General features: G+C 58.5%; 11 protein-coding genes. 9 read left to right on the top strand and 2 right to left on the bottom strand.

Annotated features, from left to right (window positions below; all coding sequences use genetic code 11):
* Positions 1-510: 510 nt before the first annotated feature.
* Together DDD64_RS06730 and DDD64_RS06720 are read right to left on the bottom strand one after the other, a co-directional pair.
* On the bottom strand, positions 511-888 hold the full coding sequence (locus DDD64_RS06730; protein WP_126135626.1) for a type II toxin-antitoxin system HicB family antitoxin: 378 nt from the start codon (positions 886-888) through the stop codon (positions 511-513).
* A 326-nt stretch (positions 889-1,214) separates the two neighbouring features.
* Positions 1,215-2,399: a hypothetical protein gene (locus DDD64_RS06720; protein ID WP_126135624.1), complete on the bottom strand. Its 1,185-nt coding sequence runs from the start codon at positions 2,397-2,399 to the stop codon at positions 1,215-1,217.
* Between the two features lie 208 nt (positions 2,400-2,607).
* Here DDD64_RS06720 and DDD64_RS06715 point away from each other — a divergent pair, with 208 nt between their 5' ends.
* From DDD64_RS06715 to DDD64_RS06675, 9 genes are all read left to right on the top strand, one after another.
* Positions 2,608-2,859 (top strand): type II toxin-antitoxin system Phd/YefM family antitoxin, encoded by a 252-nt coding sequence (locus tag DDD64_RS06715; RefSeq protein ID WP_456151693.1) that lies wholly within the window; start codon positions 2,608-2,610, stop codon positions 2,857-2,859.
* Positions 2,860-2,865: 6 nt separating this feature from the next.
* Positions 2,866-3,120 carry a Txe/YoeB family addiction module toxin gene (locus DDD64_RS06710; RefSeq protein WP_126135622.1) on the top strand — a complete coding sequence of 85 codons (255 nt, stop codon included), beginning with the start codon at positions 2,866-2,868 and terminating at the stop codon, positions 3,118-3,120.
* Positions 3,121-3,571: 451 nt separating this feature from the next.
* Complete coding sequence (locus DDD64_RS06705) at positions 3,572-6,049, top strand: LPXTG cell wall anchor domain-containing protein (protein ID WP_164545947.1); 2,478 nt, start codon at positions 3,572-3,574, stop codon at positions 6,047-6,049.
* Between the two features lie 298 nt (positions 6,050-6,347).
* A complete protein-coding gene (locus DDD64_RS06700) occupies positions 6,348-7,256 on the top strand; it encodes a coiled-coil domain-containing protein (RefSeq protein WP_126135620.1) in 909 nt (302 codons plus the stop codon).
* Positions 7,257-7,411: 155 nt separating this feature from the next.
* A complete protein-coding gene (locus tag DDD64_RS06695; RefSeq protein WP_164545946.1) occupies positions 7,412-8,692 on the top strand; it encodes an LPXTG cell wall anchor domain-containing protein in 1,281 nt (426 codons plus the stop codon).
* A 205-nt stretch (positions 8,693-8,897) separates the two neighbouring features.
* A complete protein-coding gene (locus DDD64_RS06690; RefSeq protein WP_126135618.1) occupies positions 8,898-9,203 on the top strand; it encodes a type II toxin-antitoxin system RelB/DinJ family antitoxin in 306 nt (101 codons plus the stop codon).
* Complete coding sequence (locus DDD64_RS06685) at positions 9,196-9,519, top strand: type II toxin-antitoxin system RelE/ParE family toxin (protein WP_126135617.1); 324 nt, start codon at positions 9,196-9,198, stop codon at positions 9,517-9,519. Before DDD64_RS06690 ends, DDD64_RS06685 begins: the two co-directional genes overlap by 8 nt.
* Positions 9,520-9,727: 208 nt before the next feature.
* On the top strand, positions 9,728-10,591 hold the full coding sequence (locus DDD64_RS06680; protein WP_126135616.1) for a GmrSD restriction endonuclease domain-containing protein: 864 nt from the start codon (positions 9,728-9,730) through the stop codon (positions 10,589-10,591).
* Positions 10,592-10,724: 133 nt separating this feature from the next.
* Positions 10,725-12,299 carry an L-serine ammonia-lyase gene (locus DDD64_RS06675; RefSeq protein WP_126135615.1) on the top strand — a complete coding sequence of 525 codons (1,575 nt, stop codon included), beginning with the start codon at positions 10,725-10,727 and terminating at the stop codon, positions 12,297-12,299.
* Positions 12,300-12,405: the final 106 nt, after the last annotated feature.

The raw sequence follows: 12,405 nt of genomic DNA, 5'->3' as shown, positions 1-12,405 counted from the left end.
TTGCGGGGTATCTCCTTTCGAGGATAGGTAGGAGTTGATTCGAAAGGTACCCGCGATGGTCGCCTTTGTGTATACCGACACGAGGATCACCGCGGGATACAGATACACCACACTAACGGACGCAACCTAAAGGTATTCGATGAACTATCTAAGAAAGCGACGCAAACCTTCCGGGTGGCGTTTATGTTCAATTCAAATCCACTCGTGTTTCGGCAGGCGTGCAATGCTCTCTGCGCCGCCCCCAAATTCCCAGGGAAATCCCAGTCTTGGTGCATGGTATTTTAGGGAAGGTCCGGTTATATAGAACATGTCAGCGGAAAGCAACGGGGGGCGTGGACCCGTTCCGCTGCCGGGAGACTGGTTATCTCCCGGGGACAGGCTCAGTCGCAGCCAAGATGAACCCGGATGGTTCCCATTCCATCCTCGGTTCTAGCGCGAGAGTCGTGAGAAGGCCGGGGGAGCGTGGACCCCCGGCCTTCGCCATGTCTGCCTGGGGGGCGACCTGCTCGGTTATGCGGTTGCAAGTTTATGGGCGTGCTGGAAAGAGATTCCCAGAAGGCTGCCAATATCGCGGTAGGAAAGTCCTTCTTGTGAAAGGGTTTGGGCAGTGCTGGCCATTACGCGTGTTGCCGTTTCCATATCTTTAGTTGCTTGTTCGTGTAGATCAAAAGCTGCGCGAGCTTGTTGGGCTTCTTTCCCGCAGGGGATCACATCAATAGTGGCAGCGTCGGGATCGCCTTCAACCTCCGGGAAGAGGGCAAGGGCGTCACGCACCATATCGAGAATTTGATCAAGGCGACGAGCTTGGGTGAACAGTCCCGGTACTTCGTCTACCTCAACTACCCACCAACCTTCATCTCGGGTAGCGCGTGCAGTATATGTGCTCACGATTCAACTCCGATCTGCTTGAGGATTTTCCGTGCGAACGCATCAGGCATTTCCTTATGCCGAGGAATAGTTGTGTAATTGCTGCCGACCCACACGCGAGTGTGATTTGCATCCTCGAGGCTCGTGAACTCAAGCCCACTAGCTTTAGCGTGAGCACGAATGGCTGCAATCACGTCTTTCCTCTTCGTCATGAGCATAGTCTACTGAAGGCGACTTACGCTAGTCAATGATGTGCGACTTAAATAGCGTTAGTGTACTTTCCGGGTTTTACCGACCACAAGGTGTTCCGTTGCCCCTCATGATTCCGATGGAGGTTGGCGATATTTTTATCGCGGATTCTCCGCAGCAACGATTTCCTTCAACCGCGCTTCGCCGGCCGGGTTACCCTCCACCACCAGGTAGGAATCAAAACGCTTAGTCGGAGTTTCGGGAACCAGCTGAGCGGCTTCGCGGCGGTTTCCGCCCAGAACGGCGAACTCATTTCCCTCCAGTGCACACAGAATATCGGTCGCCGTGGTCGGTGTGGTTTCCGTGGGCTCCCCGATCCAGTACCCGGAGCGCCCGCGCTCGCCACTCGCGGCTTGCGCGTCGGCCACTGCGGCATTCGCCCGGTTATCCGCAATAAACGAGGCGTAGGGGAAGTACGTGATCGAATCCGGCCCGCGCAGCGAACACCCGGCGATCCGAGTCTCTGCCGTGAACACGCGCCCGGCCAGCTCGGTGGGCATTCCGGCCTCCTGTGCTTTCTCCGCCGTCGCGAGCGCTTCCAGCTCGGCATCTTTTGGTTGTACGACGACGCGGCCATCGGCCAGCGTGTACTCGACCTGATCCTGAACCCACTCGTTTCCGTTCCACGTGAAACGTCCGCGTACGCTGGCCTGCCCACCGAAACTATCCAGCGGCGCCCAGCTCAGGGAGATCTGATCTGGCTGCATATCCGTCACTTCGATTCGGGGAGCATGCGCGCTGCCATGCCGGTAATCCTCGGGCATGATCTGGGCGATGGGCCGGTTGGCGCCGTCGTACCACGCGAAGGTGACCGACGGAGTTTCCGGCGCTTCTTCAGGTTCTGCGTGGCGGATACTGCTTCTAAAAACGACGCCCCGCACGGGTACCCCGCCCAGGGTGGTGGCGCCTAGATCGTCCATCCGGATCTCGAAGAGGTTTCCGCTCGGGGTGGCGCCCGCGGTGACGGGCTCGCGGGCGGGGGTGCCGCGCTCGGTGTCGTAGAGGAGTGCGGTGCCGTTGGTGAAGGGCGCGGTGACCCGGGCGGGTTCTTTCCCGGGGTAGGTGCCGTCGCCGTCGCGGACCGCCCGCGCGAGGTAATCGGGGAGCGCCAGGTTTGAGCTGGCCAGCGCCGCGAACTCCGGTGCGGGGGCGTGGTCTGTGGAGGGTGCGGCCGCCGCGCTGGAATCGGGTGCTGCGGCCGAACCTCCAGAATTCGTGCATCCGGCAAGCGCTAGCGCGAAGACGCTCGCGAGGGCCAGGGCTGCGGGAGCAAATCGTTTCATGAGGTTTTCCTTCGCGGATCGCCGGCGCGGTGCTCGGATTGCGCAACGTTGCACGACTCTCATTCTACGGAGTTAGGGTCTGGAAAATAACCCCTTCTTTCGTCCTTTTGCGATCTTGGTGTGTAGTGCTTGGTAAGACGTGAACTGAGTAGTGGAGGAAGAGATATTGTAGGTACACTTTTCTGTACGGAGGTGCGTGATGAGAACAATGAGCTATTCTGAATCGCGGGCAAATTACGCGGAAGTTCTGCAGTCTGTGGTTGATGACTGTGAACCGGTTATCATTACCCGCAACGGTCATGAGTCTGCGGTCATTGTTTCGCTTGATGACTACAATTCCATGCGGGAAACTGCCTACCTCATGCGCTCACCGCGAAATGCTCGTCGCCTTATTGAAGCGATTGAACGTATCGAAGCAGGCGGAGGGACTGAGCACCCGTTATTCGACGATGGCGAGTAGGTGTTTATGCCGTTTGTCTGGGATGATGACGCATGGGAAGACTACCTATGGTGGCAGATCCACGACCGCAAGATAGTGAAAAAAGTCAACGCGCTACTCAAGGATATTTCACGCAACGGCCATGGGGGCATAGGGAAGCCCGAGCCGTTGAGGTATAACTACGAAGGGTACTGGTCGCGCCGTATCACCGACGAGCACCGTTTGGTGTATAAGGTCAGTGACGATTCGATAATTATTGTTGCGTGTCGGTACCACTACTAGAAGCGGGAAATGTGGTTAGCGGCTGCTGATCGTTACGTCCCGCTACTTTTCCGTATACTTACCGCAAGATTGAGGTTTTAGTACGACGACGCAGCGCCCGCTGGGTGCCACCTATCCTGTGGGAGGAGTTGCGCCGCCGCCAATTTACGGCTTGGAAGTAAGCTGCGCCATAAAATGAGATGTTTCGGGCAGGCGGCATAGGTCGGAAGGCCCGAATGGTGGTTGAAGTGATAAAAATACGGGCTTGTATAATTGATGGCAATTAACCTGCGAGTCGTTTATTTGCGGGCCAAAAAGCATAGCATGTTGAAAATGCGGTGCGTTTCCCTGGAAAATCCCAGAAAATTCCGAGCCGAATTTGGCTTTTATCTCCTTAACTAGTCTCTGTAAAATTTTGGACCGGCAAAGAATGTCAGTCTCTATAAGTATTGTGCTCCTTGAAAGGAAACCGATGAGGTCCCAGAACCATCGCGTTGTCGCTACCGCCCTGACTGCTGGGGTGGCCGTTGCCCTGCTCCCCACCGGTGCTGCGCAGGCGCAGCCCGTTTCCGGGCCGGTTGATGCTTCCGTGGCGGATGCTGCGCGCGGCTCGCTGAGTGTTGAAGAGGCTGAGCGGAATGTTGCTGCGGCGCAGGCCGAAGTCCAGAAACGCCAGATGGAACTCAATGATCTCACCAAGAAGAACTCTGCCGCGCAAGATGAGCTAAAGAAGGCAGAGGAATCCGCTACTGCCGCTGCTTCCACCACCAAGGCCGCGGAAGAAAAACTCGCCACCGCGCAGAAGGAACACGAGGCCGCGCAGAAGGCTGTTGACGAGGTAAAAGAAGCTGGCAAGGCAGCCAAGGGTAAATTGCAGAATGTGCAGACTCAAGCGCAGGATTTTGCCGATAAGGCCGCTACCGCGGAAACTAAGCACAAGGAAGCTGCCGATGAGCTGCGGCGTGCACGTGAGGAACTCGGTGAGCAGCGGAAGCTGAAACAAGCAAAAGAAGCTGCGGTGGAGACCGCCGGTCAAGCACTGACTCGCGCCGAGGAAGTGGAGGCAGCTACCAAGGCGGATCAGGAGCGTCTTAATAAGGAAGTTGAGGATCTCACCAAAGCGGAAACGGACGCGCAAACCAAGCTGGACGCTGCTAAGGAAGCGCTGCGCAAGGCCGAAGAGAAACGCGATGAAGTGCTCAAGGCTGAAAAAGCTAGGGTCGATGCTGAAGCGGGGAAAGCGGGCGAAGCTAAGAAACTCGCCGAGCAGAAGGCGACCGAACAGCAGACCAAGCAGCAGGAAGCTCAGCGCGCCCAAGAAGCGCAAGATGCAGCGGAGGACAAATTACAGAAAGCCATTACCGAGCATGACGAACTGAATGATAAGGCTGAAAAGGCCAGCAAAGAAGAAGATCGGTTAAAGGGTGAACTTGACTCGCTAAAGAAGGACGCTGAGCAAAAGAAGGATGCTGCTGACAAGCTCAAGTCTCCGATGGATGATGCGAAAAAAGAGTTTGATGGCGCGCAAAATAAAGTAACTGCGAAACAAGGGGAAATTAGGAATGTAGAGCAAGCACTTAGGACCGCTCCAGATTCGGCAAAGCCCACCTTGCGAGCGCGCCTTAAGGAGCATCAAGCAGAGCTGCAACAATTCCAGGCGCAGGTTACTGAAAAACAAAAACTCTACAATGCTGCCAAGGATAAATACGACGGCTCAGTTAAAGTGCGCGATGAGGCTATTGCCAAGCAGCAGGCGAAACAGGGTGAGTACGATACCGCCGTTGCCGAAAATAAAAAGGCGAAACAAAAGCTACATGATATTAGGCAGATAACCACGAATCTCACCGCGGAAATTAACCGTAAAAAAGCAGATGCTATCCAGGCGAAACTCGCCGCGCAGCAAGCTGATACCGCGGCGGCGCAAGCGCAGCAAGCCTCACAAACGGCCCAGCAGAAATTAGCTGAGGTGACTGCCGAGGCTGAGAAAAACAACGCCTCGCAGGAAGCAAAAGTGAAGACCGCGCAAGGCAATCGTAATAGCGCTGGAGAGCAGCACGCGGAAGCGGCACGGAAACTCAGCGGCCTCAAAGAACGCGTGGAAGAGCTGAAGCCAACCTGGGCAGATGCGGAGAAGAAGCTGGCTGAGGCGAAAGATAACGTGAAGGCCGCGGTTACAGCCGTGACTCAAGCGCAGCAGGATGTGCAAACCGCTGAGGGAAATCTGAGCACTGCCGAGGCCAACGAAAAGAACACCTCGCAAACCTTGCAGCAGGCCCAGAACATGGCTGCCGAAAAGCAGGCTGAGCTTGCACGTCTAGTTGAGGAAGCCCATAAGTACGACGAACGCCTAACCGAATTGCAGCGTTTGGCTGAAGAAGCACGAGTGGCACATGAAGCGGTGGAAAAGGCGCGAGTTGCGCACGAGCAGGCAACCAAGGCTGTAACCACCGCGCGGGCAACGGCTCAGCAAGCCCGGGCCGCACAGGATAACGCTAAGCATAAGCTTGGCGAGGCTACCGTGGCCTTGCACGCTGCTGAGCGGGAACTCGACACCGCGCGCCAGCAGGCTCCGACACCGAAACCGGATGCACCGGCACCTAAGCCGGGTCAGCCCGGCAAGCCGGAAGCCAAGCCCGATATGCCTTCCGATAAGCCGGGTGCCCCCGGGGTGAAACCCGGCATGCCGGAGAAGAAGCCCGACGCACCCGCTGCGAAACCGGAAATGAAGCCGGGTCAGCCGGCGCAACCGGGTAAGGCACCCGCGGCCCCAGCTGCGCCGTCGTCGCCCGAAAAGGCACAAAAGCCGGCGGCAAAGCAGCTCGCAACCCAGCGGAAACTTCCCGAAACCGGAAGTGAAACCAGCGGTGCAATCGGAGCAGCCACTCTGCTCCTCCTTGCCGGCGGCACGGTGGTTCTGACCCGCGCTCGCGGACGGCGCGCTATTAGTTAAATACGCATAAGAACCACGCGTGCTACCTTCGCAAGCGTGGGGAGCAATGAACGCATAACCCCGTTCGGCTGGGCTTCGCGCCCGGATCGAGCGGGGTTCTGTGTATATAAATGCCGTACGTCACGCGGAGCTTCGCGCGGGCAGGCGTTCGCGCGGAGCCGCGGGATTATCGAGAAAATCCCAGCTAATTCCAAGTCCATTTTGGCGTTTTTCGCATTAAATATATGTGATAAAAATGCGGGCCTGGCAACCACCGGGTGCTGGTCTCGCCCAATGCGTATTCCTCGAAAGGATAATAATGAGGACCCAGACTCAGCGCGTGGTCGCCACTGCTCTCACCGCAGGGGTTGCTGTTGCACTCCTTCCCGCCAGCGCCGCTATTGCACAGCCCACGGATCACGACGGCGCACCTGCCGCTACCACCTCGCGCCCCACCCTCAACGTTGATCAGGCGGAACGTAACCTCGAAGCCGCCCAGAAAACGGTGGCAGCACGCCAGGCTGATGTTGACCGGCTTGCCGCGGCAGCCGCAGAAATGAAAGCTAAAACAGCTGAAGCGGACGTGAAAGCTTCCCAAGCCAAAGCCGCGGTCACGCGCAGCGAGAATGAACTCGCCGCTGCCACGAAGGAGGCAGAAGCTGCACAGCAGGCGGTGGATGAAATAAGCGAAGCCGGAAAAGTTGCGAAGGGCCAGCTTCGGCAAGCCGCCGATAAAGCCAGAGATTCCGCTGACCGGGCAGCCGCTGCACAAATCGCCCGCGAGAAAGCGGACGTGACTGCGCAAAAAGCCGCGGCCGTCGTCGTAGCAAAAGAAGTCGAAGCGAAAGAAAAGAAAGATGCTGCGGAAGCCGCAACCATCGCGGTGAAAACAGCGCGCGAGGCTGACGCTGCGGCGCAGGAAGAGAAGGCTCGTCTGGGCAAAGAACTCGCCGAGCTCTCACAGAAACAAGCTGCCGCGGAAAGCCAGTTGCAGCAGGCCCAAGCGGAATTGGAAAAGGCGCAGGAAGAACGTGACAAGGTAGTCAAGGCTGAAGAAGAAAAGGTCGGCAAGGAAACGAAGGCGGTGGAAGGCGCCCAGGCCGATTTCGATGCGAAGGAAAAGTTGCGGGACAGCGCGGCGGAGGAAGCCCTCAAAGCACAGGGTGCGCAAGCTGATGCTATGACGGCAGAGGCGAATGCGAAAAAACAGCTGGCGAAGCGCAAGTAGCCAGCGCGGAAGCGGAGCGAAAGGAAGCGCGGCTTAAAGCCGAGTTTGAGCAGCTTGAACAGAAGGAAGGCGATCTCACCACGCAGGTAGCTCAGAAAGAGCACGCCGCGAAAGAAGCGGAGATTGCGTACACGGACGCGCAGACCCGCGAAGGTGTGCTGCGTGAACAGCTTGCGGAGCTCAAGAAAATTGATCCGAACGATGACGATGTAAAGAAACTCGTGCAGCAGCAGGAAGAAAAGGTCAAAGAAGCTGAACGGAACACCGCGGAAAAGAAACGGGCATATGAGAACGCGCAGGCCGAGTGGCAAAATACCGCCAAGGAACTGAAAACTACAAAAGAAAACAAACAGCAGAAAAAGAGTGAACACGGTGATGCCGTAACCGCGAAAGAAGAAAAAGCGCGAAAGGCGCGTGAGGCTCAAGCTCTTGCGGAGCGGTGCGCTAAGGAGCTTGAGGGAGCGCAAGCTGCCTCGGAGGCAGCGGATGAAAAGGCTCGGGGAGCGCTAAAAGAACTCGACGCGGCGCAGAAAGTCCTGAAAGCCGCGAAAGAAAAACTTGGCGCGGCGACGGATGCTCAGCAAAAGGCTGTTGCGCAATTTGAAGAAGCGGTGGGTGAGGCACAAGGCAAACACGCCACCGCTGACAAAGCGGCTAAAGAAGCTACAGAGAAGCTAGAAGAGCACCAGAAGCTTACCGCGAAACTTGAACCCGGGTGGGCAGAAGCTGCCGCGAAGCACGCGCAGGCAGAAAAAGATTTCACCACCGCGCAAAACGCCGCGAAGGCTGCGCAAGACGTACTCACTCAGGCGCAAGGCGAGGTTGATAAGGCTCGCCGGGCTGCCGAAGAAGCGAAGCGCACCCTCGACACGGCGCGAGCTACCGCCGCCGAGCAGCAAGCAGAATTGGAGCGGCTTGCCGAGGTGTCGAATAAGCACGATGAACTGCAGTGGGATGCGCAACGTACCGCTGAAAAGGCGCGGGTTGCCGGTGGGGAGCTGCAGCGTGCTCAAGATTCCCACGGCAGGGCACTTCTTGCGCTTGAAAATGCGCGAGAAGCGGAAAATGCGGCTCAGAAAGCCCAGGAAGAAGCGCAGCGAGAACTGACCGCGGCGAACCTTGCCTTGCGGGCGGCTCAGCGGGATCTGGAACTGGCTCGCGCGCAGGCCCCGACTCCGGAGCGGAAACCGGAGCGGCCGGGCCAGAAGCCCCGGCAGTCCGAGAAGAAGTCGGGGCAGGTGCCCGCTGCACCGTCGCCCCAGCCGGCCGGTAAGCCCGCGGCGAAGCGAGCGGCGGCGAAGAACGCGGCTCCCGCGCAGAAACTCCCCGAGACCGGCAGTGATGCGAGCGGCGCTATCGGTGCGGCAACGATTCTCATGCTGGCCGGCGGCGCGGTTGTTCTTGGGCGTTCTCGCGCGCGCCATGCTATGAAATAGCGGTGCGTAGCTTTGTCTCACATCTCGATAGCGGCATTTCTGCGTTAACGCAATACGTTACCGATAGGCGCCCCGCCCGGTTGGCAATAGTGCCGGGTTCGGGGCGCCTATGTCTTTACGCGCGGGCACAGCACGCCAATATCTGCTGAAATGTGTTGCAATTTGCGTTACATTACTGTACTATTTTTGCGGGAGGTAGATTTATATGACAGTTACCAAGACGGCAAATGTGAACGTGAGAATACGCGAGAACATAAAAGAACAGGCGGAGCAGATTCTAGAAACTATTGGAATCTCTAGGGCTGTGGCGATTGATTTGTTTTACCGGCAAATTATCTTAAATAAGGGTATCCCATTTTCTCTAACTATCCCTAAAGGCGTGCCTGTTAGGGAAGATATGGATGAGGATGCTTTCAATTTGATGATGGCAAATGGATACACTCAGGCTGTCCAAGGTGACTCTTACCCGATAGAAGATGTCTTTGAGGAGTTGGAGAGGGGTCTTGGATAATTACAGTATTTTAATCACTCGGCAGGCTGCGGAGCATCTTTCACTTATTGGGCAATATATAGCTATCGAATTGAAACAGCCTGGGGCTGCTAAAAGGATGCACGAATTGCTGCGATCCACGATGCTCTCTTTGGGGGTCATGCCGTATCGATTCGGGTGTGTTGATGAGCAGCCGTGGCGAGGCTTAGAGTTTCGAATGGTGCGAGCTAAAAACTACTATATTTATTTTCGAATTGATGAACCGAGAAAAGAAGTTCAGATCGTTGCCGTTATTTACGCGAGAAGAGATCAAGCGAAGCAATTGGAAAAATTGTAAGCTGATCAATATTTAGGATCACGGCACCGCCGTACAACCGGCTCGCAGCATACCACCACCGCCCTGCGCCCAGCCGCCATGTCCACCTGCCATTCCACCATGTGCCCAACTTTTGAATCCACGCCGCTGCTTGTCTACCATTGTCACGCGGCGTTTCCACGTCGTCACTTTTAGATACGTGAGAGAAGAACGGAAAGAGAAGGAAGTCATGCCACGCACTAGTTTTGGCAGCTCTCTAAACAATGGTCGCGGTGCATCAGTCATCGCCCGCACCTCGCTCGCGAAGTGCGCTGCCGCCATGGGATCCTTGGCGATTCTTGCGGGAATGATGGGGGCCTGCTCCAAGAGTGGCGACGAGGCGGCAGCCACCTCCGCTCCCGCTACCTCCCCGGCCGCTAGCTCCGCCGTCGTTACCCCGGGTGCTTCGGAAACCCCGCCGGAAAAGCTCCCGGCAGTCATCCCGAACCCGGCCCACCCGCAAAGCGCAACCGAACTTCTCGGTACCCTGACCGTTGCCGAGCCCTCCGCCACCGACAAGGCCGATCCGGCGAAGTTCGGTCCCGATGCCGCTGAGGCAAACGAAGACGCATGTAACGTCTACACGGACGTGCTGCGCCGCGACCTCGTGAACGTCGGCGTGCAGCCGGGCACCTCCGGGTGCGGCATCGCCTACGGCACCCTGGTGGATAGCTACACCGGGAATATGGTTGACTACGCGCGGCCCGAAGCGGGAACCAAGACCGTGGTGGTGGACCGCATCGTCAGCCTCGATAACGCCTGGGCTTCGGGCGCCAACCAGTTCACGGACGAGCAGCGCGCCGCCTTCGCCAGCGACCCGCGCAATATGCAGGCTGTCTCCGCGGACCAGGCCAAGGAGAAGGCCGGGCGTTCCGCCGCCGAATGGGTCCCCGCGAATAAGAACTTCACCTGCCAATATGTGGCGCGCCAGATCGGCGTGAAGGCCACCTACGGGCTGACCGTCACCCAGGCCGAACACGATGCTTTCGCCCAGTACCTCCAGACCTGCCCGAACCAGCTGGTTCCCGGCTGGGAAGGCCCGGCAGGCAAGTAACAAGTAATAATTAACATAACGGTGATCGCGCCGGCACCCGCGGCGCGGCACAAAAGTGGCCGGGGGCGCGCAGCTCCCGGCCGCTTGCCGTATGATCACAAACGGTGCGTCACCAGCAACCGGAAGGACATGTATGACCTCGCGTTTACGGCTCAACCCCGATTTCGACGACGCCGCGCATACCCTTCCGGTCTCCCTCAGCGAACGTCCCACCGCCACCCCGCGCGCCGCCCTCCCGGCCGCTATCCTCGCCGGCGAAACCACCACCGGGGAATCCGGGGAGGAGGAAAACCGCGCGAATCCCCTGGGGGTCTGCGATATGTTCCGGGTGGGGATAGGCCCGTCGTCGTCGCATACCGTGGGACCCATGCGCGCCGGGCTGCATTTCGCAACGCTGCTGGCCGCCCGCGCTCCGGGCGTTCGCATCACGAGCCTGCGCGTGGATCTTTTCGGTTCCCTGGCCGCCACCGGACGCGGGCATAATACCGACCGCGCGGTGCTTCTGGGGCTATCCGGCTACAGCCCGGAAAATGTGTCTATCGCGGTGGTGGACGGTATGGAGGCCGCTATCGACACCTCCGGAACCCTTACCGTCCCGGGTTTTGCCCCCACGCCGTTCGTGCGTGAGCGCGATATTATTTTTCGGTCGCGTGATATTTTGCCCTACCACGTTAATGCGCTGACGCTGCGCGCCTGGGCGGGCGAGGAACTCCTTGCCGAACACACCTATTATTCGGTGGGTGGCGGTTTCGTGATGGAAGAGCTGGGCGATCCGGCAGAACCGCGGGTGGCGCCACTCGCCACCGAAGAACAGGCCGACGCCGCCCAGACCGCCGTCCCCTACCCATTTTTCACCGCCGCCCGGCTGCTGGAACTCTGTTCCGAAACGGGCATGCGCATCTCTGAACTCGCGCTCGCTAACGAAACCGCGCTGCGCCCGCACCGGGCCGTTATTGCTCATATGGATCGGGTACACGCGGTTATGGGAGAGGCCATTAAAGCCGGTATTGCCACGGAGGGTACTCTTCCGGGTGGGCTGCGCGTGAAGCGGCGCGCCCCCGGGCTGGCCCGCGAGCTGGAAGAAAAAACCGCGGCGGGGCACCGTGCGGATCAGCTGGAAGCGCTCGGGTGGGTGAATCTTTTCGCCCTGGCGATCAACGAAGAAAATGCGGCCGGCCACCGGATTGTCACCGCGCCGACGAACGGCGCGGCCGGCGTCGTTCCCGCGGTCCTCACGTACTATGAACGTTTTGTGCCCGGTGCCACCCGCGAGGGGATGTATAACTTCTTGCTGGCCGGGGCGGCCATCGGCGGCATTATTAAAACGAATGCGTCCATTGCCGGGGCGGAAGTGGGCTGCCAGGGGGAGGTTGGTTCAGCCTCTGCGATGGCGGCCGCGGGTTTTGCGGAGGCCCTGGGCGGCACCCCGGCCCAGGTGGAAAACGCAGCGGAAATTGCTATGGAGCACTCCCTCGGCCTCACCTGCGATCCGGTGGGCGGTCTGGTGCAAATCCCGTGCATCGAACGCAATGCCATGGCGGCGGTCAAATCCATTAACGCGGCCTATATTGCGCTGTGGGGCGACGGCTCCCACACCGTCTCCTTCGATACCGTGGTGGAAACTATGCGCCAAACCGGGATGGATATGCTTTCCAAATACAAGGAGACCTCGGAGGGCGGCCTCGCGGTCAATGTGGTGGAGTGCTAACGGGCCTGGTCAGCGGCGCTAGGTGAACTACGCGAAAGAGGCGCGAAATTGCCCGGTGCGGGGTCCGAAACTAGCCGGAGCGCTCCCGAAATGTGACGTAGCACAA

It is taken from the genome of Actinotignum sanguinis, from assembly GCF_003957255.1.
GTDB lineage: Bacteria > Actinomycetota > Actinomycetes > Actinomycetales > Actinomycetaceae > Actinotignum > Actinotignum sanguinis.
This window is presented reverse-complemented; position numbering and strand designations above follow the sequence as displayed.

Excerpts from the sequence above, each read along its gene's own strand:
- DDD64_RS06720 (WP_126135624.1), bottom strand. The coding sequence starts at position 2,399 with ATGAAACGATTTGCTCCCGCAGCCCTGGCCCTCGCGAGCGTCTTCGCG.
- DDD64_RS06715 (WP_456151693.1), top strand. The coding sequence starts at position 2,608 with ATGAGCTATTCTGAATCGCGGGCAAATTACGCGGAAGTTCTGCAGTCT.
- DDD64_RS06710 (WP_126135622.1), top strand. The coding sequence starts at position 2,866 with ATGCCGTTTGTCTGGGATGATGACGCATGGGAAGACTACCTATGGTGG.
- DDD64_RS06705 (WP_164545947.1), top strand. The coding sequence starts at position 3,572 with ATGAGGTCCCAGAACCATCGCGTTGTCGCTACCGCCCTGACTGCTGGG.
- DDD64_RS06700 (WP_126135620.1), top strand. The coding sequence starts at position 6,348 with ATGAGGACCCAGACTCAGCGCGTGGTCGCCACTGCTCTCACCGCAGGG.
- DDD64_RS06690 (WP_126135618.1), top strand. The coding sequence starts at position 8,898 with ATGACAGTTACCAAGACGGCAAATGTGAACGTGAGAATACGCGAGAAC.
- DDD64_RS06680 (WP_126135616.1), top strand. The coding sequence starts at position 9,728 with ATGCCACGCACTAGTTTTGGCAGCTCTCTAAACAATGGTCGCGGTGCA.
- DDD64_RS06675 (WP_126135615.1), top strand. The coding sequence starts at position 10,725 with ATGACCTCGCGTTTACGGCTCAACCCCGATTTCGACGACGCCGCGCAT.